The sequence below is a fragment of the Deinococcus yavapaiensis KR-236 genome (genome assembly GCF_003217515.1).
In the GTDB taxonomy this organism is placed as follows: Bacteria; Deinococcota; Deinococci; order Deinococcales; family Deinococcaceae; genus Deinococcus_A; species Deinococcus_A yavapaiensis.
On record NZ_QJSX01000024.1, the window covers coordinates 18,938 to 40,558 of the forward strand.

Annotated in this window: 16 protein-coding genes; 6 read left to right on the forward strand and 10 right to left on the reverse strand. The window is 67.0% G+C overall.

Features of this window, described 5'->3' with window-relative positions:
* Window positions 1–42: 42 nt before the first annotated feature.
* Together DES52_RS20630 and DES52_RS20635 are read left to right on the forward strand one after the other, a co-directional pair.
* Window positions 43–1,083, forward strand: coding sequence for a serine hydrolase domain-containing protein (locus DES52_RS20630; RefSeq protein ID WP_110888724.1), 1,041 nt, complete (start codon window positions 43–45; stop codon window positions 1,081–1,083).
* A 43-nt stretch (window positions 1,084–1,126) separates the two neighbouring features.
* Entirely contained in the window at window positions 1,127–1,630 is a 504-nt protein-coding gene (locus tag DES52_RS20635) for a GNAT family N-acetyltransferase (protein WP_110888725.1), read from the forward strand.
* Window positions 1,631–1,633: 3 nt separating this feature from the next.
* Here DES52_RS20635 and DES52_RS20640 read toward each other — a convergent pair whose 3' ends face one another.
* From DES52_RS20640 to DES52_RS20675, 8 genes are all read right to left on the reverse strand, one after another.
* On the reverse strand, window positions 1,634–2,560 hold the full coding sequence (locus tag DES52_RS20640; protein ID WP_110888726.1) for a diacylglycerol/lipid kinase family protein: 927 nt from the start codon (window positions 2,558–2,560) through the stop codon (window positions 1,634–1,636).
* Window positions 2,561–2,616: 56 nt separating this feature from the next.
* On the reverse strand, window positions 2,617–3,273 hold the full coding sequence (locus DES52_RS20645; protein WP_110888727.1) for an amino acid ABC transporter permease: 657 nt from the start codon (window positions 3,271–3,273) through the stop codon (window positions 2,617–2,619).
* Window positions 3,274–3,382: 109 nt separating this feature from the next.
* A complete protein-coding gene (locus DES52_RS20650) occupies window positions 3,383–4,153 on the reverse strand; it encodes a transporter substrate-binding domain-containing protein (protein ID WP_110888728.1) in 771 nt (256 codons plus the stop codon).
* Between the two features lie 99 nt (window positions 4,154–4,252).
* Entirely contained in the window at window positions 4,253–5,929 is a 1,677-nt protein-coding gene (locus DES52_RS20655; protein ID WP_245901204.1) for a sensor histidine kinase, read from the reverse strand.
* Entirely contained in the window at window positions 5,926–6,756 is an 831-nt protein-coding gene (locus tag DES52_RS20660; RefSeq protein ID WP_110888729.1) for a CheR family methyltransferase, read from the reverse strand. Before DES52_RS20660 ends, DES52_RS20655 begins: the two co-directional genes overlap by 4 nt.
* Window positions 6,753–11,954, reverse strand: coding sequence for a HAMP domain-containing protein (locus tag DES52_RS20665; RefSeq protein WP_110888730.1), 5,202 nt, complete (start codon window positions 11,952–11,954; stop codon window positions 6,753–6,755). Before DES52_RS20665 ends, DES52_RS20660 begins: the two co-directional genes overlap by 4 nt.
* Window positions 11,955–12,072: 118 nt before the next feature.
* Window positions 12,073–12,429, reverse strand: coding sequence for a GIY-YIG nuclease family protein (locus DES52_RS20670; RefSeq protein ID WP_110888731.1), 357 nt, complete (start codon window positions 12,427–12,429; stop codon window positions 12,073–12,075).
* The gene (locus tag DES52_RS20675) at window positions 12,426–12,998 is read right to left on the reverse strand and encodes a DUF2239 family protein (protein ID WP_110888732.1); all 573 of its coding nucleotides are present in this window, start codon (window positions 12,996–12,998) and stop codon (window positions 12,426–12,428) included. Before DES52_RS20675 ends, DES52_RS20670 begins: the two co-directional genes overlap by 4 nt.
* A 148-nt stretch (window positions 12,999–13,146) precedes the next feature.
* Between DES52_RS20675 and DES52_RS20680 the strand changes: the two genes are divergently transcribed.
* The 4 genes from DES52_RS20680 to DES52_RS20695 all read left to right on the forward strand — a co-directional run bounded on the left by DES52_RS20680 (window position 13,147) and on the right by DES52_RS20695 (window position 16,523).
* Window positions 13,147–14,283 carry a substrate-binding domain-containing protein gene (locus tag DES52_RS20680; protein WP_170131205.1) on the forward strand — a complete coding sequence of 379 codons (1,137 nt, stop codon included), beginning with the start codon at window positions 13,147–13,149 and terminating at the stop codon, window positions 14,281–14,283.
* A complete protein-coding gene (gene modA / locus DES52_RS20685; RefSeq protein ID WP_110888734.1) occupies window positions 14,280–15,038 on the forward strand; it encodes a molybdate ABC transporter substrate-binding protein in 759 nt (252 codons plus the stop codon). The genes DES52_RS20680 and modA overlap by 4 nt, the downstream gene beginning before the upstream one ends.
* Window positions 15,035–15,874, forward strand: a complete 840-nt coding sequence (locus tag DES52_RS20690; RefSeq protein WP_245901205.1) for an ABC transporter permease — start codon at window positions 15,035–15,037, stop codon at window positions 15,872–15,874. The genes modA and DES52_RS20690 overlap by 4 nt, the downstream gene beginning before the upstream one ends.
* 142 nt (window positions 15,875–16,016) lie before the next feature.
* Complete coding sequence (locus DES52_RS20695) at window positions 16,017–16,523, forward strand: hypothetical protein (protein ID WP_110888736.1); 507 nt, start codon at window positions 16,017–16,019, stop codon at window positions 16,521–16,523.
* 16 nt (window positions 16,524–16,539) lie between these two features.
* On the opposite strand, the gene DES52_RS20700 is transcribed toward DES52_RS20695, so the two are convergent.
* Complete coding sequence (locus tag DES52_RS20700) at window positions 16,540–19,560, reverse strand: BTAD domain-containing putative transcriptional regulator (RefSeq protein WP_110888737.1); 3,021 nt, start codon at window positions 19,558–19,560, stop codon at window positions 16,540–16,542.
* A gap of 16 nt (window positions 19,561–19,576) precedes the next feature.
* The gene (locus DES52_RS20705) at window positions 19,577–21,559 is read right to left on the reverse strand and encodes a BTAD domain-containing putative transcriptional regulator (protein ID WP_110888738.1); all 1,983 of its coding nucleotides are present in this window, start codon (window positions 21,557–21,559) and stop codon (window positions 19,577–19,579) included.
* Between the last annotated feature and the right edge of the window lie 62 nt (window positions 21,560–21,621).

Below are 21,621 nucleotides of genomic sequence, written 5' to 3' on the forward strand. Positions count from 1 at the left end.
GCTTGGTGAACAGACGGCGCCGTGTACGATGAAGATTGGATCATGCTGCCTTCTGCTCTTGCCTTCGACGATTCGACCTTCGAGAACGTGCGGCGCGTCGTGGACGACGCGGTCGAACAGGGAACGCACCCCTCGGCGGTCGTCACGATCGCGCGCGGCGACGGAACGGCGTGGTCGCACGTCGCGCCGGGCCTCACGAGCCACACCTTCACCAGCCGCTTTCCGATCGCGTCGATCACGAAGCCGATCGTGGCGCTCGCCTTGATGCGCCTCGTCGAGCGCGGCGCCCTGCTGGTCGGCGATCCCGTCGCGCGGCACTTGCCTTCGTTCGCGCGAAACGGCAAGGAGCGCGTGACGGTACGTCACCTGTTGACGCACACCAGCGGCCTCAGCGTCCCGGAGGACGTGTCGAACGCTTTGTGGCTGGACCGCGCGACGAGAGAAGCGTACGTGGAGGCCGCCTTCGACGCGCCCCTCGCCTTCGAGCCGGGTTCGCACCACGCCTACGTCAGCGTGCACGGCTTCGAGGTGCTCGCCGCCCTGGTGACGCACCTCGCGCAGCGCGACTTCACGCGGGTCCTGCACGAGGAAGTCTTCGCGCCCCTGGGAATGATCGACACGAGCTTCGACGTGCCCGACGAGTCTCGCCTCGCGCACGCGCCCTTTCAAGGCGGACGCGACGAGCTCGCGTACTGGGCGTCGCTGACCTTCGCGAGCGGCGGCCTCATGTCGACCGCGTCGGACCTCCTCGCGCTCGGCTTGACGTTGCTGCGCGGCGGGCGCAGCGGATCGTACCGCTTGCTCTCGGCGGGCACGCTGGAAGTCATGACGCGCCTTCACACGCGCGGCTTGCGCAACGACAGCGGTTTTGCCTTTCAAGCGCTCGGCTGGGGAAAGCGCAGCGACGCGGGCGTGCTGCTCGCGTCGGACGCGTCGTTCGGACACAGCGGCGCCACGGGCGCGTTCTTGTGGATCGATCCCGTGTACGACGTGGTGTTCGTGTTCTTGTCGAGCGAGGGCGGCACGGAGCCGCACCGCGTGCCGATGCTGGCCCTCAACGCGACGATCGCCGCCTTGACGTGACGGCGATCTTGTCTCGCGCGGCGGGGGACGGTAAGGTCGAGCGATGTTGATTCGGGAACTCGGCGAGCGGGACGCGAGCGCATACTACGCGCTTCGCCTCGAAGGGTTGGAGCGCGAACCGCGCGCGTTCGGAAGCGACGCGGACTCGTTTCGCGGAACGCCGCTGGACGCCGTGGGCGAGCGTTTGAGGGCGTCGGACAACGTGTTCACCTTGGGAGCCTTCGACGACGGTCGGCTCGTCGGCATCACGACGTTCGCGCGCGAAACCGGGGCGAAGACGCGGCACAAAGCGAACGTCTTCGGCGTGTACGTGCGCGAGGACGCGCGTGGGCGCGGCGTGGCGAACGCCCTGCTCGGCGAGTTGATTCGGCGGGCGCGCCAGATTTCGGGCGTGGAGCAACTTCATCTCGCCGTGTCGGTCACGCAGACGGCGGCGCGGCGCTTGTACGACGCGCACGGCTTCGTGGTGTACGGCGTGGAACCGCGCGCGCTCAAGGTGCACGGCGAGTACGTCGACGAGGAGTGGCGGGCACTGCGTCTGGCGTGACGTTCAAGTTTCGATGTCGGTGGGACGCTCCAGAGTCAGGAAGCGCACCGCGCCGGGCAGGATGCGGGCCGTGAAGGGCGTCGTCTCGACGTGTAGTTCGCCGTCGTACTGCATCGGGAACGGTTCGACCGCGTCGACTTGCACTTCGCTCGCCTGGAAGGTCTCGAGGTTGCCGCTGAACATCGGGTCGGCGAGGTCGAACTTCACCAAGAGGCTGTCGATGAGGTTGGGCACGAGTTGCAAGATGTTGCCGGCCGTGAGGAGGATGACGGTGAAGCGGCCGTCGCGCGGGCTGATGTCGGACGTGATGGGCATGCGGTAATTCGCCATGCCCATGTTGGCGATCATCACGCCGATGCCTTCGAATTCGCGCTTCTCGCCGTCGGCGATGACGTGGAAGGTGGTGCGCTTGGGATTGACTTGGCGCATGGCGCTGATGACGTACGCCATGGAGCCGAAGCGCTTCTTGAGGTCCTCGGACTCCTTGATCATGGCGGCGTCCGCGCCCGCGCCCGCCAGCATCGCGAAGCCTGCTCGCTCGCCCTTGACTTCCAACTCGCCGAGGTCGACGCGCAGGGTGTGGCCCACGCGCACGACTTCCAGCAAGCCAAGCGCGTCGGTCGGCAGCGCGAGGTTTTGCGCGATAAGGTTGGCGGTTCCGACAGGCACGGCGAGAATCGGGATGTTCGTGTTGCGCGCGGCGTAAGCGACGCTGCTGACCGTGCCGTCTCCTCCGGCGGCGACGAGCGCGTCGTAAGACTGAAGGTCGTGCAGGTGTTCGCCAGGATCGCGCGTCGTGAGCTCGCGCATCTCCAAGCTGAGGCCTTGCCCTTCGGCGAGCATCACGAATTGACGAAGAAGATCGGAGCCTTGACCGGACTTGGGATTGAAGACCACCAGCAGGCGTTTGGGAGGTGTGGCTTGCGTCATACCTTCATTGCACTTGGAAAACGTCCGCGACTCAACAGAGCGATTCTTGTGCGTCGTCAACGTCCGGTCGTTTGATGGCGTGACAAGCGGTCTTCGACGCGCCGAAGGCCCAGCGACAAGACGCTGCTGATGATCCAGTAGATCACGGCGACCGCGAGGTAGAGCGGGGTGGGCTGAAACGTCCGCGCGATGATGAGGTTGGCTTCCTGCAGCAACTCCACGACCGTGATGACGGACACGAGGGAGGTGTCTTTCACGAGGCTGATGAAGGAGTTGCCGAGGGCGGGTACGGCGATGCGCAGGGCTTGGGGCGCTTCGATGTCGCGGAACGTGTGCCAAGTGCTGAGGCCGAGGGCGCGCGCCGCTTCCCGTTGACCGCTCGGCACGGCGAGGAAGGCGCCGCGCAACGCTTCGGACGCGTACGCGCCGACGTTCAAAGCGAGGGCGAGCACGCCCGACCAAAGCGGTCCGAGATCGATTCCGAGGTCGGGCAGGACGTAGTACACGACGTAGATCTGCACGAGCAGCGGCGTGCCGCGAATGAGCGAGACGTACGTGCGCGCGATCCACTCCAGCGGCGGCACGCGTGACAGGCGCGCGAGGGCCGTGGCGAGGCCGAGCAGGAAGCCGGGCAGCATCGCGCCGAGCGCGTACCCGAGGGTGACGAGCGAGGCGCGCAGCAAGAACGGCAGGTTTTCGAGAACGACCTGCATGGTGTTCAGTTTCCTCCGAAGACGAGGCGCTTCATGTACGAGCTTTCTTCATACGGCGCGGCAAAGTAGAACACGGGCCGCGTCGCGGCCCGTGTTCGGGTTGGAACGGTTACTTGCTGACGTCTTGACCGAACCACTTGTTGCTGATCTTGGCGTACGTGCCGTCGGCCTTCATGTCGGCGAGCGCCTTGTTGACGGCCTTGACGAACAGCGGGTTGCCCTTGCGGACGGGAATGCCCATCTCGATGCGCTCGCCTTGGATGGCGGCACCGGGCTTGACGGGCAGACCGCTTTGCTTGACGAGGTACGCGGCCAGCAGGCGGTCGTTGAGGGCGGCGTCGATGCGGCCCAAGCTGAGGTCGCGCAAGGTATCGGGCGCGGCCTTGTACGTGCGGATGTCGATGCCGCCGACGGCGCGGGCGATCTGCTCGTAGTTGCTGCCCGTGCCGACGCCGAGCTTTTTGCCCTTGAGATCGTTGAGGCTCTTGAAGGCGCGCGTCTCGTTCTTGCGAACGATGAATTGCGGGCTGGACACGACGTACGACGAGGTGAAGTCGAGGGACTTTTGGCGTTCGGGCGTGATGGCGACTTGGTTGACGATGACGTCGTACTTGTTCGCTTGCAAGCCTGCGATGATGCCGCTCCACTCGGTGAGGACGAATTGCGGCTTGAGGCCGAGTCGGCGCGCGATTTCCGTGGCGACGTCGACGTCGAAGCCGACGAGCTGACCTTTTTCGTCGCGGTAGTTGAAGGGCGGGTAGGTGCCTTCCATGGCAATTTTGAGCGTGCCGCGCTGCTTCACGGTGGTGAGCAGGTCGGGCGACGCGGCGGGAGCGCTGGTGACGGCGAGGGCCGTGAGGATGAACAGGATGTTACGCATGTGGATCCTTTCGGCGCTATGAATTCCAAAGCGCTTAACGATCCAAACTATAATTCATGGTCCTCGAAGCCAAGGCGAACGAAGTCACACTCCGGGCTCTCAGCGGCTGAGCGGCCGTTCCTCGTTCACGGCGACCTTGACGGACGCCTCGTGCACCTTGGGAAGCGCCACGTAAAAAGTCGTGCCTTCCTGCACGCGGCTCTCGGCCCACACGCGCCCTCCATGGCGCGTCACGATGCGCTTCACGTTCGCGAGGCCGATGCCCGTTCCCTCGAACTCGCCCCCGGTGTGCAGTCGTTGAAACACGCCGAACAGCTTGTCGGCGTACTTCTCGTCGAAGCCCACGCCGTTGTCACGCACGAACAGCACCTGCGCCTCGTCCTCCTCGAAGCTGCCGACCTCGATGACGGCGACGTCACGCGCGCGCGTGTACTTCAGCGCGTTGCCCAACAAGTTCGCGAACACTTGCCGAAACGCTGCCAAGTCCGCGCGCACGACCGGCAAATCGCCGACGTGCCACTCCACCCGCCGTCCCACCTCGTCGCGAGCGAGATCACGCCGCACCTCCGCCACGAGGTCGGCCACCGACACGTCCACCAACCGCAAGTCCTGCCGACCCGTGCGCGAGTACGCCAAAAGATCCTCGATGAGGCCGTTCATCTTCAACGTCGCCTTCTCGATGATCTCCAAGTACTGCTCCGCTTTCGAGTTCTCCGCGCCTTGAACCTCCTTGGCGAGCAGATTCGCGAAGCTCGCGATGTGCCGAAGCGGCGTGCGCAAGTCGTGCGACACCGAGTACGCGAAAGCTTCCAGCTCGTGGTTGAGGTCTTGCAACCTCGCCGTGCGCTCGCGCACGCGGGCTTCGAGCGACGCGTTGAGATGGCGAATTTCGCGCTCTACCCGCTTGCGCTCGCTGACGTCCTTGCCCGTCGCCACGAAGTGCGTGATGCGTCCCGACTCGTCCTTGATGGGCGTGATCGTCTGCTCCTCGTGGTACAGCGTGCCGTCCTTGCGCCGATTCACGAATTCTCCGCGGTACACCTCCCCGGCGAGAAGCGTGCTCCACAAGCTTTCGTTGAAGCCCGGGTCGGGCTCGCCCGAGCGCACGAGGGTGAGACGCTGCCCGAGCGTCTCTATGCGCGCGTACCCCGTGAGCCGCTCGAAGGCGGGATTGACATACTCGATGCGTCCGTCGCGGTCCGTGATCACCACCGGATCGTCCGTCTGCTCCAGCGCGCTCGACAATTTGTGCACTTCGCGCGCCGCTCGTTCGCGGTCCCGCTCGTTTTGCCGCCGCAGTCGCTCGCTCGTGAGTTGCGCCTCGCGCGCCTCACGCTCGCGCAGCGCGCGTTCGTGCGCTGCGATCGCCCGCGTCTTGTGATGCAAGTCCACGAACACGCCGACCTTCGCGCGCAGCACTTCCGGCACGATCGGCGCGAAGATGAAGTCCACCGCGCCGAGCGCGTAACCGCCGAGGGTGTCGGCTTCCGCGCGGTCGTACGCCGTCACGAAGATGATCGGCGTGCTTTCCGTCTGAGGACGGCTGCGGATGAGCGCGGCCGTCTCGAAGCCGTCCATGTCCGGCATCCGCACGTCGAGCAAGATAAGAGCGAAATCGTGTTGCAGCAGCAAGCGCAAGGCGTCGCGGCCCGACTCGGCTTGTACGAGGTTCTCGCCGAGCGACTCCAGCGCCGCGCTCAACGCCAACCGCTTGGCCGGATCGTCGTCCACGATGAGGATGTTCACGCGGGCGTCCGCGCTCGGCACCTTGTTCACGCGACCCTCCGGTACAGCTTCTCACGCGCGTCGAGTTCCACGAAGCGCGACTGAACCGGGCTGAACGTCAACGTCTCGTGTCGTCCGAGACCCAGCACCCCGCTCGGCGCGAGGCTCTCGAAGAGAAGTTCGTGCACGCGCGCCTGAAGCGGCTTGTCGAAGTAGATCAAGACGTTGCGGCACAAAATCAGGTGGAAGTCGTTGAAAGACCCGTCCGTCACGAGATTGTGCTGCCCCCACGTGATCTGCCGCTTGAGATCGCCGCGCACGATGGCGTGGTCGTACGACCGCGTGAAGTACGACGCGAAATCCCGCTCGCCGCCCGCCTCGTGGTAATTGCGCGCGTAGCCCTCCATCCGGTCGCGCGGATAGATGCCGTCGCGCGCCCGCGCGAGCGCTTTGGGATTGAGGTCCGTCGCGTACAGGCGCGTGCGATTCAACAATCCCGCCTCGTGCAGCAAGATCGCCGTGGAGTACACCTCCTCGCCGCTCGAACAGCCCGCGTGCCACACGCGCACGAACGGATTCGTGCGCAGCAACGGCACGACCGCGTCGCGCAGCGTCGCGTAAAAGCCCGGATCGCGAAACATCTCGGTCACGCCGACGGCGACGCACGAAACGAAGTCCTGAAAGGCGTCGCGGTCGCGCAACACCCGCTCTTGCAACGCCGATACGCTCGAAAGGTTCGACGTGCGCGCGCAGTGCATGACGCGCCGCTTGAGAGTGGCGGGAGCGTAACCTCGAAAGTCGAAGCCGTAGCGGCGGTACACGCCTTCGAGCAGCAAGGCGACCTCCAAGTCTTCGATCTCGTCGTCCGCGAAGGTCATCGGTACAGCCACACCCTCAAGAGGCTCAGGAGTTTATCGGTGTTCACGGGCTTGCTGATGTAATCGGACGCGCCCGACTCGATGGACTTCTCGCGGTCGCCCGGCATCGCCTTGGCGGTGAGCGAGATGACCGGAAGGTTCTTGAACTTCGGGTTGGCGCGCACGAGGCGCGTCGTTTCGTACCCGTCGAGCTCCGGCATCATCACGTCCATCAGCACCGCGTCGATATCGGGCGTGCTCTCCAACAGAGCGATCGCGTCGTGCCCGTTCTCGGCCGTGAACACCTGCATCTTGTGGCGTTCCAGCACCGCCGTCAGCGCGAAGATGTTGCGGATGTCGTCGTCCACGACGAGAATGCGCTTCCCGACGAGCATCGGGTCGTTTTGACGCGCGACGTCCAGCAGTTGCCGCTGCCCTTCGGGCAAGTTCGCCTCCACGCGGTGCAAGAACAGCGTGACTTCATCGAGGAGACGTTCGGGGGACCGCACGTCCTTCACGATGATGGACTTGGCGACTTTACGCAACTGCGCTTCTTGCTGCCGCGTCAGATCGGCGGCGGTGTACACGATGATCGGCACGGCTCGCAGGGCCGCTTCCTGCTGCATCGCGTCGATGAGGTCGAAGCCGCTCATGTCGGGCAGACGCAAATCGAGGACGACGCAGTCGAAGGGACGCTCGCGCATCACCGTCAAGGCTTCCACGCCGCTCGTCACGGCGGTCGTCTTCACGTCGCCGTTGCCGATGAGGTCCACGATACTCGCTCGCTGCGCGTCGTCGTCCTCCACGACGAGCAGATTCTTGACGCGCCGAGCGAGGAAGTCTTCGAGCTTGCCGAACGCTCGTGCGAGCGCTTCTCGATCGGGCGACTTCGTGAGAAAGTCGAGCGCGCCGAGTTTGCGGCCCAGCAGCGAGTGCTCGTCGCTGGAGATGATGTGAACGGGAATGTGCCGCGTTGCCGGATCGTGCTTGAGGCGGTCGAGCACCGCCCAACCGCTCGTATCGGGCAAATTCAAGTCCAGGGTGATGGCGCTCGGTCGGTACTGCGTGGCGAGCGCGAGGGCCGCGTCACCACGCGCGGCGATGAGTCCCTTGAAGCCGCGTTCGCGCGCCAAGTCGAGCAGCACGCCCGCGAAGGCCGGATCGTCCTCCACGATGAGAAGGGTACGGTCGCCCGAGCGGATGTTCTGGCGGTCGTCTTCGAGGTCGGCGGGCAAGGCGGCCACGTCCACGCGCTCGTTCTGCACGGACGGCCCGTCGGGCAGGCCGAGCCGCAAGTCCACGGCGCGCGACAAGGACGCGGGCGTCGAAAGACCCGAGGGAGACAGGGGATCCACCGAAGTGCGCTCCGGACGCGCCGAAGGCAAGGGCGCGCCGTCGAGCGGGAGGTACACCGTGAAGGTGCTGCCTTGGCCGGGCACGCTCTCCAACCGGATCTCGCCGCCGAGCAACCGAGCCAGTTCGCGGCTGATGGCCAGCCCGAGGCCCGTTCCGCCGTACTTGCGGCTTGTCGTGCCGTCCGCTTGCTGAAACGCCTCGAAAATGAGCTGCTGCTTGTCGTGCGCGATGCCGATTCCCGTGTCGTGCACGTTGAACGCCACGACCGAAGACGCCCGTGACAGCACCGCGTGATCGGCGCTCCAACCCGTCGTGACGGGCCCCACGCCGATGCGCACCTCACCCTTGGCGGTGAACTTGAAGGCGTTCGACAAGAGGTTCTTGAGAATTTGCAGCAAGCGCTTGCCGTCCGTGCGAATCGTGCGCGGCAGCACCGACGAGACTTGGATGTTGAACGACAGGTCCTTGCTCTCGGCGACGTGACGGAAGGTGAGCTCCAGAGCGTCGCGGATCTCGTGGAAGGTGACGTCGGACGTGTCGACGTGCACGGTGCCCGACTCGATCTTCGAGAGGTCGAGAATGTCGTTGATGAGGTTCAGAAGGTCATTGCCCGACGCGAAGATGGTCTTGGCGTACTCCACCTGACGCTCGTCGAGGTTCTGCTTCGGGTTGTCGCTGAGCTGCTGCGCGAGCAGCAGCAGCGAGTTGAGCGGCGTGCGAAGCTCGTGGCTCATGTTCGCGAGGAACTCGCTTTTGTACTTCGACGTGAGCGAGAGCTGCGCCGCCTTCTCCTCGAGCGCTTGACGCGCCGTCTCGACTTCGCGGTTCTTGCGCTCGACCTCGGAGTTCTGCTGCGCGAGCAACCTCGCCTTGTCCTCGAGTTCCTCGTTCGTCTGACGCAGTTCCTCTTGCTGGCTTTGCAACTCCTGCGCCATCGACTGCGACTGCGTCAGCAAGCTCTCGGTACGCATCGTCGCCTCGATCGTGTTGAGCACGATGCCGATGGACTCCGTGAGCTGCTCCAAAAAGGCGAGGTGCGTGGGGCTGAAGCGGTCGAAGCTCGCGAGTTCGATGACGGCCTTCGTGGACCCTTCGAACACGACGGGCAACACGATGATGCTCATGGGCGCGGCCGCGCCGAGACCGGAGTTGATCTGGATGTAGTCGGAAGGAACGTTCGTGAGCAAGATCGGCTCTTGTTCGAGCGCGCACTGTCCCACGAGCCCTTCGCCGAGGCGGAAGCGGTTGTTGAGGCCTTTGCGTTCGCGGTACGCGTAGCTCGCTTGGAGCTTCAAGCCGGGCTCGCCGCCTTCCGAGTCCGAAGTGTAGAACACGCCGTGGTTGGCTTTCACGAGCGGCGCGAGTTCCGACAGGATGAGGCGGCACACCGTGAGCATGTCGCGCTGCCCCTGCAGCATCCGCGTGAAGCGCGCGAGGTTGGTCTTGAGCCAGTCCTGCTCGGTGTTCTTGTCGGTCGTGTCCTTGAGATTGCGGATCATCTCGTTGACGTTGCGCTTGAGCTCGTCGAGCTCGCCGCGCGCCTCCACCGCGATGGACCGCGTGAGATCCCCGGCGGTCACGGCGGTCGCGACCTCGGCGATCGCGCGAACCTGCGTCGTGAGGTTCGCCGCGAGTTGATTCACGTTGTCCGTGAGGTCCTTCCACGTGCCCGCCGCTCCCGGCACGCTCGCTTGCCCGCCGAGCTTGCCTTCGACGCCCACCTCGCGCGCCACGCCCGTCACTTGATCCGCGAAGGTCGCGAGAGTGTCGATCATGGAGTTGATCGTCTCGGCGAGTTCGGCGATTTCGCCCTTGGCTTCCACCGTGAGCTTCTTCTTGAGGTCGCCGTTCGCGACGGCCGTCACGACGCGCGCGATGCCGCGCACTTGATTCGTGAGGTTGGACGCCATGAAGTTCACGTTGTCCGTGAGGTCTTTCCACGTGCCGCCCACGCCGGGCACGCTCGCCTGCCCGCCGAGGCGTCCTTCGGTGCCCACTTCGCGCGCCACGCGCGTCACTTCGCCCGCGAACGAGTTGAGCTGGTCCACCATGGTGTTGATGGTGTTCTTGAGCTCCAACAGTTCGCCGCGCACGTCCACGGTGATCTTCTTGGACAGGTCGCCGTTGGCGACGGCGGTCGTCACGAAGGCAATGTTGCGCACCTGGCTGGTGAGGTTGGACGCCATGGAGTTCACGTTGTCCGTGAGGTCCTTCCACGTGCCGCCCACGCCGCGCACCTCGGCTTGCCCGCCGAGGCGTCCTTCGGTGCCCACTTCGCGCGCCACGCGCGTCACTTCCCCGGCGAAGGCGTTGAGCTGGTCCACCATGGTGTTGATGGTGCTCTTGAGCTCCAGAATCTCGCCCTTGGCGTCCGCCGTGATCTTCTTGGACAGGTCGCCGTTGGCCACGGCGGTCGTCACGAAGGCGATGTTGCGCACCTGCGTCGTGAGGTTGGACGCCATGGAGTTCACGTTGTCCGTGAGGTCCTTCCACGTGCCCGACACGCCCCGCACGTCCGCTTGGCCGCCGAGTTGCCCTTCGGTGCCCACTTCGCGCGCCACGCGCGTCACTTCGCCCGCGAACGAGTTGAGCTGGTCCACCATCGTGTTGATGGTGTCCTTGAGCTGCAACACTTCGCCTTGCGCCTCCACGGTGATCTTCTTGGACAGGTCGCCGTTGGCGACGGCGGTCGTGACTTGCGCGATGTTGCGCACTTGAGACGTGAGGTTGCCCGCGAGGCCGTTGACGGAGTCGGTGAGGTCCTTCCACGTGCCCGACACGCCCTTCACGATGGCCTGCCCGCCGAGCTTGCCTTCCGTGCCCACCTCTCGGGCGACGCGCGTCACTTCGGCGGCGAACACCCCCAGGGTGTCCGAGAGGCTGTTGATGGTGTCGGCGAGCGTAGCGACCTCGCCCTTGGCGTCGAGGGTGAGTTGCTGTTCGAGGTCGCCGTTGGCGACGGCCGTCACGACCTTCGCGATGCCGCGCACCTGCGTCGTGAGGTTGGACGCCATGGAGTTCACGTTGTCCGTGAGGTCCTTCCAGACGCCCGAGACGCCCTTCACGTCCGCCTGGCCGCCGAGGCGTCCTTCGGTGCCCACTTCGCGCGCCACGCGCGTCACTTCCGCCGCGAACGAGTTGAGCTGATCCACCATGGTGTTCACGGTGTTCTTGAGCTCCAACACTTCGCCTTGCGCCTCCACGGTGATCTTCTTGGAGAGGTCGCCGTTGGCGACGGCGGTCGTCACGAGGGCGATGTTGCGCACTTGGCCCGTGAGGTTGCCCGCGAGGTTGTTCACGGAGTCCGTGAGGTCCTTCCACGTGCCCGCGACGCCGCGCACTTGCGCTTGACCGCCGAGCTTGCCTTCGGTGCCCACCTCGCGCGCCACGCGCGTCACTTCCCCGGCGAAGGCGTTGAGCTGATCGACCATGGTGTTCACGGTCTTCGCGGTTTGCAGGAACTGCCCTTCGATGGGGCGACCGTCTACCTCGAGGGCCATCGTTTGCGACAAGTCGCCGTTGGCGACGGCCGTGATGACGCGCGCCATCTCGGACGTCGGTTGCACGAGGTCGTCGACGAGGGTGTTGACGCTTTCCACGAGCCCCGCCCATTCGCCCGTCGCGTGACCGAGCGGAACGCGCTGCGTGACCTTGCCTTCCTTGCCGACGCTGCGCCCGACGCGCTTCACGTCGAACGCGATGCGCTCATTGAGTTCGAGGACTTCATTGAGGGCGTCGGCGATCTTGCCGGGAAGCCCTGTCCAATCAACGGGCAAGCGAACGCTGAAGTCGCCTTTGCGGTAAGAGGTCAGGACGGAGAGGAGCGTTTTTTCGTCGAGCACGGCGGCGCTGAGTTCGGACATGAAGGTTCCTTGGCGGCACGAAGGTGCAGCTTTCGCCACTGCAGCGAGCTACACGGCACCGCCTCCTTATAGCATTTCCCAAGGTCTCTCAAAGATCGCTGTACGGAAAATGACAAACTTATGAAACGGCGACCGTCGCTCCGTAGCGCGCGTCGTGCGGCAAGCTCAGTTTTTCTTCCCACAACGTCAAAAGCTCGGCGAGATCGACGGGGGAAACCTCGCCGCTCTCGTCGGGCGTGAGTTCGTCGAGGATCTCGAAGCGAAAGGCGCCCTCGCCGTCGGTGTTCCAGTCGCGTTGCAGCGCGGAGTTGCGGTGGCCGTTCATGCCGAGGGTGAAGCGGATGCGGTTGAGCATGCCGTCGAGGTGCGGACTGCTGCCGAGCAGCGTCCGGCCCGACGGCAAGTGCGTGACGCGGTAGACGCCCGCCTTGGGAGTGAAGCCCTTGTAGCGTCGAGCGGGGGCGAAGTCGGTCACACGGACTCCTGTTCGGGCGTGAAGGCGGGGGCGGCGAGAAGGCGGGCGTGGTCGCGAACGTCGGGAGGCCAAGACTCGGTGTTCGCCTCGAAGGCGGCGAGGTCGCGGGCGTACAGGGCGCGGGCGGCTTCCTGAAGGCCGGGACGGTCGCCGGCGAGGACGTGCATGAATCGATCGGCGGCCGTTTGCGCGGCGAGGATCGCTTCGCGGCGCGGGTGGCGCTTGCGTTCCTCGTCGATGAGTCGGCGCAAGGTGGCGGACGCGCCGCCCGGTTGGGCTTCGAGCCACTGCCAGTGCCTCGGAAGCAAGGTGACTTCGCGGGCGACCACGCCGAGTTTGGGCCGTCCGCGTGCGGGCGTGGGCGTCTTCTCGGCGGCAGCGCTCACGCGGGCGAGAACGTCCTCCAGAGAGCCGCGCAAGTCGAAGTCGACGCTTCGACCACTCGCGTCGTCGATGATCAGCAACGCCGAGGGATCGGTCGCCTCGGTTTTGAGGAAGGTCAGGAGCGTCGGAAGGTCGGCCGTCAACAAGAGCCGGTCTTCGTCGAACAGGGTGTAGGAACTCGACATACTCAATATTAACCGGGTAAAATTTGGGCGTCAATGATCGCGAAGCGACATGACTGCGGGCAACCAACTCGTAACAGCGCTTGATCCACTTCGCCGAAGATCGTCGTTTCACCTTGACGCAGTGTCAAGTTTTCTTTACGCTGCGTCCATGCCGAAAGATCCGCAGGAGGTGCGCTCGCACGTCCGCGAGGTACGCGAGCGGGCGAATCGCCGTGCGAGCGACGTCGCGCGCGACGCCGGATTGTCGCGGCAAGCTCTGCACGCCATCGAGTCGAGCGCCGCCGTGCCGAGCACGGCGGTCGCCTTACGCCTCGCGCGCGCACTCGACTGCCGAGTGGAGACCTTGTTCTCGCTCGGTGAAGACGCCGCGCGCGTCCACCTCGTTGGCGCGCGCGGCGCTTCCTCCTCCACGCGCGTGCAACTCGCCGAGATCGAAGGGCGGCGTTTGGCGTTTCCCCTCGGCGGCGAGCGCGCCCTGCGCAATTCCGCCGACGGCGTCATCACCGACGTGCGAGACGGCCTCGCGGACGTCCGCCTGCTCGTCGATCCGGGCGTGCCGGGCCGCACCGCCGTCGTATCGGGCTGCGACCCGTCGCTGGGCCTGCTCGCCGAACGTGCCGCGCTCGACGGCAACGCTCGCGTGCTGTGGCGCGACCGTCCCAGCCTCGACGCCCTGCGCGACCTCGCGCGCGGCGAAGCGCACGCGGCGGGCATTCACCTGTGGGACGCGCGCAGCGGCGAGCACAACTTGCCGTTCGTGCGCGAGGAGCTCGGAAACCGCGCCGTGCAGGTGTTCACGCTCTGGGAATGGGAGCAGGGCCTCATCGTCGCGCGCGGCAATCCGAAGGGCGTCCGCTCGCCCGCCGACCTCGCGCGCGAGGACGTGCGGCTCGCCAACCGCGCGCGCGGCGCGGGCAGTCGTCTGCTGCTCGACGCGTGGCTCGACGCGGCGGGCGTGACGCCCGAAGTGCGCGCCGCCTTACCCGGTTACGAACACGCGTACCCGACGCACCTCGCGCTCGCGAGGGCCGTGGCGCGTGGCGAGGCGGACGTCGGGCCGGGTCCGCGCTCCACCGCCCTCGCCTTCGACCTCGACTTCGTGCCGCTGCACCTCGAGCGCTTCGACCTCGTCGTTCCAAGCGAGCACCTCGACCATCCCGGCGTGCGGGCCTTGCTGACGGCCGCTCGACACGACGCCTTTCGCGCGGAACTCGAAGCGCTCGGCGGGTACGACACGCGCCACGTCGGGGAACGCCCACTCGTCCCACGAGCGCAGACTCCATGACGAAAACGCTGCTGTTCGCCTTCCTCGCCGTGCCGAGCCTCTGCTCGGCGGCGCTCGCCGAGAACGTCACGGTGTTCGCCGCCTCGTCGCTCACGGACGCCTTCGGCGAGCTCGGCAAGGCCTTCGACGCGAAGACGGGACACACGACGTCCTTTCAATTCGCGGGCTCGCAGGTCCTGCGCACGCAACTCGAGAACGGAGCGCGCGCCGACGTCTTCGCGAGCGCGAACACCGCGCAATTCGGGCCGCTCGTGAAAAGCGGCATGCTGAACGCGGGCGAGATCTTCGCGCGCAACCGACTCGTCATCATCACCCCGAGAGGCGCCTCGAAGGTCAAGACCTTGAAGGACCTCGCGCGGCCCGGAGTGAAGATCGTCTTCGCGGCGGCGAACGTTCCCGTCGGCAGCTACACACGACAAGTTCTCGACACGATGAGCCAGGACCGCGCGTACGGCGCGGACTTCGCGCGCCGCGTCCTCGCGAACGCCGTGTCCGAAGAGCCCAACGTACGCCAAGTCGGCTTGAAGGTGCAGCTCGGCGAGGCGGACGCCGCGTTCGTGTACACGACCGACGTCACGCCGACCTTGCGAGCGGCCGTGACGACGATCGGCGTGCCGACGCGCTTCAATCCTCCCATCGCCTACCCGATCGGCACGACGAGGAACGCCTCGGCGGCCGCACGGGCCTTCGTGTCGTTCGTGACGTCGGGCGAAGGGCAGCGAATCCTGAGAAAGTGGGGCTTCCTCGCTCCGTGAGGACCCTTCCCACCCGCGACCGAACGTCCGCGAGCGAAAGATCGAGGCGAGATTCTCGGGCCGCGCCGATCGTGCTGATCGCGTTGAGCGTGCTGCTCGTGCTGTTTTTGCTCGTCCCGACCTTCGTGCTGCTCGGGCGCGGCCTCACGACCGACTTCCTGCCGACCGTGGCGAGCCCCGCCGTGCTCGACGCCCTGCGCGTCAGCCTCGCCACGACCCTCGCCTCGCTGACGGTCACGCTGCTGCTCGGCACGCCCGTCGCGTACCTTTTGGCGCGCTTCGACGTTCCAGGCAAGACCCTGCTCGACACCCTGCTCGACTTGCCGATCGTGCTGCCGCCCGTCGTGGCAGGCGTCGGGCTGCTGCTCACCTTCGGCCGCAACGGCCTGCTCGGGCCGCCGTTGGAATTGGCGGGCGTGCAAGTCGCCTTCTCGCCGCTCGCCGTGGTGCTCGCGCAACTGTTCGTGAGCGCGCCGTTTTACGTGCGCGCCGCGAAGGCGGGCTTTCTCGGCGTGGACCGCGACGCCGAGGCGGCCGCCCTCACCGACGGCGCGTCGAAGTGGCAGGCGTTTCGCTTCGTGACGTGGCCTCTGGCCTTTCCGGCGTTGCTCGAAGGGCTCGTGCTGGCTTGGGCGCGCGCCCTCGGCGAGTTCGGCGCCACGATCCTGTTCGCGGGCTCCTTGCAAGGCAAGACGCGCACCATCACCCTCGCCATCTACGGCGCGTTGGAATCCGACCTCGCGCCCGCTTTGGTCTTGAGCGCCGTGATGGTCCTCGTGGCGTTCACGCTGCTGTTCGTCGTACGCGGCCTCGCGAAGGCCCGGGGAACCCCTTGAAGCAAAGGCGTCGACGGACGGTCGCGCGCGTACCTGGCGAACACGCCGAAGACCGAAGTCGCTTCGGTCATGCCGCCACCACCGTCGCCGATCCATCATGCACCACGTCGGCACCAAGGACATCGGTGCCCCTGGAGGATGTATGACCACGAACACCACCGTCCGCGCCTTTCACCTGCTCGCCCTCGTCACGCTCGCTTCCACCTCCGCCCTCGCCGCGACCGTTCCCAACGCTTTGCGCGGAGACTGGACGTCGGGCTACGTCAGCTCGGGCTTGCCCGCGCCCGTCGAGTACTTCGACACGGCCACCGGCAAGTTCTCCGACGCGAGCGGCACTCTGCGCTCGCTGAAAATCAACGCGGACGGCACCTACGAAAGCCGCGACCTCATGACGATCACGACGTACGGCTGCACGAGCAAGATCTTCGTGCAAGTCGAAGGGCAAGTGCGCTTCACGAACGACGAGGTCACCTTCGTCCCGAAAACGAGCTACTCGGCGGGCTACACGTGCAGCCCCAGCAAGACCTACGAGAAGCGCAACCACGTGCAGCCCAGCACGAAAGGTTGGCGAATCGACACGTCGTCGGGCCGTCCCGTGCTCGTGCTGACGGCGCCCGACGGAGGCGCGAGCCGTTACGACCATCGTTGAGGCGAACGCGGCGCGCTCAGACGCGCTCGGTTCGCGCGTCGATCCGCTCGCGCAGTGCCCGGAAGTCGTACGCCTCGCACAACGCCCGCGCTTCGGCGAGAAAAGCCTGCGCCTCGGCGCCGCCGGAAACCGCCGCCCACTCCACGAGGATGTTCGCGCGCAAGAACGGAAGCGTGTCACCGACGTGCGCGAGCGCCCGCTCGAACGCGGAACGCGCGTCCTGACGGCGGGCGGCGTCCACGCACGCCCGCGCGAACAGGCGAAGCCCCACGTCGAGGGGCGGCAAGTCCTCGCGGGCCTCGACAAGCCGCACTTCCCGATCGGCCGCCTCGACCTCGCCGCGCGCCAAGTGCCAAGCGGCAAGGTCGAGGCGCAAAATGCCGTGCCACCACGCCTGCTCCGCGCCGTCCACGACGAGAGCGTCGGACAGCACGCGCCGCGCTTCGTCGTCCCGCCCGACCGAGTGCAACGCCCAGAAGGCGCTGTGCGCCCACTGCAAGCGGTAATAGCTCGCGACGTCCGACCCGTCGAGCACCTCGCGCGCTTCTTCCACGCAGCGCAAACTCTCCTTGTGCGAGCCGAGGGCGTTCCACACGAGAGCTTCCTTCACGAGGGCGGACACGATGCCCATCGCGTCGGGCGTCGCCTGGTACAGAGTTCGCGCTCGCTGGAAGTGTTCGATCGCCTCGCGGTGCCGCTTCGGCGCGGCGAGACGTCCGAGGCCGATCTGGGTGACCGCGCCGAGTCCCACGTCTCCGAGCACCTCGGCGAGCCGCGCCATCTCGCTCAAGTGCCACACCGTCATGTCCTCGCGGCCCGTCAGCAACCCGACCGTGCCGAGCGCCTCGTGGAACACCGCCTGCAAGCGGTCGTCGCGCGCTTGCGTCGCCGCTCGCAGCGCCTCGTGCGAAGCCCGCTCGAGTTCCACGAAGTTGCCTTGCTCGAACAAGCGGTGCAAACGAGGCTCCAACGTTCGCGCGCGCTGACTGGGCGTCACGGCGATCGCTTCCAAGCGCCGACCGAGCCGCTCGAGGTCCGGGTGGTACGACACGTCGACGAGTAGGCGCATCGCCGCGTACAACTCGTCGAAGGCCTTGTCGGCGTCACCGACGCTCGCGTAGAGATCCGACGCCCGTTCTCGAAAACCCGCCGCTTGCGTGACGCGGTACGCGCGCGCGGCGTCGTCCGCCGCGCGCCCGAACCACGTGGCCGCCGAGCGCGCGTCGCCGCCCGCCTCCCAATGCCGCGCGACGCGCGCGGCGGGAACGCCGTGCTTCGCGAGGACGCGCGCGGCGCTTCGGTGCAGCAAGGCGCTCACCGTGGGCGGGGTGGTCGCCTGCACCGTCTCCAGCACGAGGTCGTGGGCGAAGCGCTCGCCCGCGAACACCTGCGCCGCCTCCAAGTCCTCCCAGGAAAGCGCGACGTCCATGAGCGGCACGGCGAGCGTTTCCGAGACGAGCTCCGGGCCGAAGTCGCTGCGCAGCACCGCCGCCGCGCGCGCGACGTGCAGCGCCGCTTGCGGCAGACGCGCGAGGCGCGCCTCGATGACCTCGCCGATGCGGCGCGGTACGGCGAGCACGGCGGGCGCTCCTTCCTCCAACGATCCGCTTTCCACGAGGCTCTTGACCGTCTCGAGCAGAAATTGGGGGTTGCCGCCCACGACGCGGCGCAACGCCGTCGCGTGCTCGGTGAGGTGCGGAATGCCGAGGCTCGCGAGAAGCACGTCCACGTCGGCTTCGAGCAGCGGTTCGAGTTCGACGAGCACGAGGCGGCGCGCTTCCACGAGCGTCGTCGTGAAGCGCACCAGGCGGTCCGTGAAGTCGGCACGGCGCGCGGCGAACCACAATTCGAACTCGGCGTCTCGCTCGCCCCAACCGAGGTGCGACCACGCCATCATGCACACCTCGGCGGAAGCGTCGTCGTAGAAGTGCACGTCGTCGAAGACGAACAGCGTCGTGCCCGCGCGAATGACGGCGCGGAGCGTCTCGGCGAGCGCGAGGGCGTGCACGACCTTGTCCTCCTCGGACGCGAGCGCCGCGGGCGGCTCGCCGAGTTCGGGCAGGACGCGCGCGAGTTCCCGCGTCACCCAAGGCGGCAAGGTGACGTCGGGGTGCGCGGCGAGCAGCGCGCGAAAGAAGCGCTCGTTCGCGGCGAAGACTTCCGCGTCGCTCGGGCGGCACTCGAAGACGAAGGGACGCCCTTTGCTCATCGCGAAGTCGCGCAGCAACCTCGACTTGCCCGAGCCCGCCTCGCCGACGACGGCGATGATCTGATGGGCGTGGCGCGCCGCCTCCATGACCGCCCACTCGCGCTCGCGGCCGACGAGGACGGGCGGACGAAGCACCGACAGCGGAATGCGCGCCGTGCCGCGCGGCGTGCTCGGCCCGTCGCCCGTTCCGATTCGGTGGGCGAGCGCCTCGGTTTCCGGGCTGGGCGGCACGCCGAGCTCGCGCTGCAAGGTCTCTTTGCACCGTCGGTAGACGCGTAAAGCTTCCGCGCGGTCGCCGCCGAGAAACGCGAGGCGCATCAAGCTTCGCCACGCGTCCTCGTCCACGACGTCGAGGTCGAGCAACTCGCGCGCGAGCGCCTTCGCTTCGTCGAGCGCGCCCTCGCCTTCCAAGGCGGCGGCGGCGTGTCGCAGGCGCTCGGCGCGGTCTTCGCGCAAACGCTCGCGACAGGCCAGCAACCAATCCTCGAAGTCGGGCAAGTCGCCGAACTCGTATCCGGCGAGCAACTCGCCCGCGCCGTCGCGCAAGTCCGTCACGACGTGCGGCGCGACGTTCAAGGTGCGCGTGCCCGTCACGAGCTCGGCGTTCACACCTCGCTTGAGGCGCCGAAGGACGTGCACGAGGTTGTTGCGAGCCGTGGACGTCTCGGCGTCGGGAAACAGCAGCTCCGCGAGGCGCGACCGAGGCGTTTCCCCTTCCAGCGCGAGGTACGCCAAGAGCGCCGCGACGCGTCGGTCGAGGCGTGGCAGCACGTCCGCGCCCCGCGCGAGAGACGCGCCTCCTAACAACCGTAACTGCCAGCTTTCCACGGACCTCCTCGCTTCTTCACGCGCTCACGCGGGCGTGCGCTTCGGCCGCTCGGCGAGCGCCCGCCTCGTCGCCGAGGTGCTCGAACGCCTCGCGAGCGGCGTCGAACCACGCGCCCGCCTCGAAGGGCCGTAACGCGTGCGCCGCCGCCTCGCCCGCCGTGAACAACCACGGAGCGGCGCGCTTCACGTCGCCGCCTTCCTGCCAGTGGCGCGCGACTCGTCCCGGCGCCGGAGCGGCGCGCGTTTCCAAGGCGCGCGCCGCTCCGCGGTGCAGCAAGCGGCCCACGGTCGACGGCATGCTCGCCGTGATCGTCTCGAACACGAGGTCGTGCGCGAAGCGTTCGCCCGCGAGCACTTGCGCCGCCTCCAGTTCCTCCCATGCCGCCGCCACGTGGAGCACGGGGGCGCCGAGGACGTCGGCGATGAGGTCAGCGTCGAAGTCGCTTTGCAGCACGGCGGCGGCACGCGCGGCGAGCAGGGCGGGCGGCGACAGTCGCGCGAGGCGCTCGCCGATCACGGCGCTCACGACGGGCGTGAGCGGCACGCTTTCGGAAACGTCGGTACCCACCTCGTGTAGGGAACGTGCCGCTTCGAGCACGAACAGCGGATTGCCGCCCGACGCCTTGACGAGGCGTGTCACGTCACGCTCGCCGCGCGGCAACTCCAATTGCGCGGCGAGCCGAGCGACGTCCTCGTCGCGTAACGGCGCCAACTCCACGAGCGCCACCTGGCCGATGGCCACGGCGTGATCCAGCGCGGCTTGCACGGGCGGCAGCAAACTTCCCCGACGAAACGCGTGCACCGTGCGGTACTTGGCGTTGGAATCGCCCCAGCCGAGCGCGGCGAAGATGAAGTGCCCCGCCTCGATACTGGCGAGGTCCATGAATTGGCAATCGTCGAACACCATCGCCGAGAGCCCCGCGTCGATCGCGGCGCGCATCACCTCGGTCTTCGCTTGCCAAAAGCGCAACTTCTCCTGCTCGCCGCGAATCGGAGGTGGCGCCTCGCCGAGTTCCGGCAGGATGCGGGCGAGTTCCGAGCGCGTCCACGGCTCGAGGTGGAGGTTCGGGAAGTCGCGCAGCACTTGACGAAATGTTCGTGCGTGGGTGCCGTACAGCAGCGTCGCGTCGCCGGGCCGACCTTGGAAGTGCGCGCCACCGCCGTGCGTCGCCAGGAACTCTTGAATGAGGCGCGTCTTGCCCACCCCGGGCTCCCCCGTCAGAATCACGCCTTGCCCGTGCGCCCACGCCTCGTTCATGGCGGTGAGCGCTTCGTCGCGTCCCACCAGGACGGGCGGATGCAGCACCGCGCGAGGAATGCGCCGTGAACGCGTTTCGAGCGGCGGCGCGGCCGTGACGCCCCGCTCGATGTCGAGCGCGAGTTGGCGCGTTTCGGGCAGTGGTCGGGTACGCAACTCGTTTCTCAACGTCGTTTCGAGGTCGGTGTACGTTCGCAAGGCGTCGGACACTTGTCCCACGAGGTACAGCAGGCGCATGAGGCGCCGAGCGGCCTCCTCGGACAGCGGATCGAGCGCCATGAGCGCGCGGGCGGTGCGGACGGCCGCGTCGAGGTCGCCTTGCTCCTCGTGCCGCGACGCGTCGAGCGCCAAGCTCGCCTTGCGCTCGTCTCGGGCGCGTTCTCGCCGCGCGAGCAGCCAATCCTCGAGGTCCGGAAGGTCGCCGACGTCCACGCCGCTCAGCAAGTCGGGCGTCGCCTCCACGGTGACGATGTCACCGAGCCGAACGGTGTCACCCTGCGCGACGTACGCGCCGCCGAGGCGCTCGAAGCGCCGCAGCAGCTGCGCGAGGTTGTTGCGGGCCGTCACCTCGTTCGCCTCGGGGTACAGCAAACCGCAGAGGCGCGAGCGCGTCGTCGCACCTTCGAGGGCGAGGTACGCCACGAGCGCGGCCGTTCGGCGGTCGAGCCGTCGCGCTTCTCCGTCCGCGCCGTCGAGCTGTCTGCCATCCGCGCGCAGACGCCACCGTCCCCGTTCCTTCATGATTCCCTGATTTTAGCAGGACGAGCGACGTTTCGAGAGCCGCTGTCTCGACCGCGCCGAGC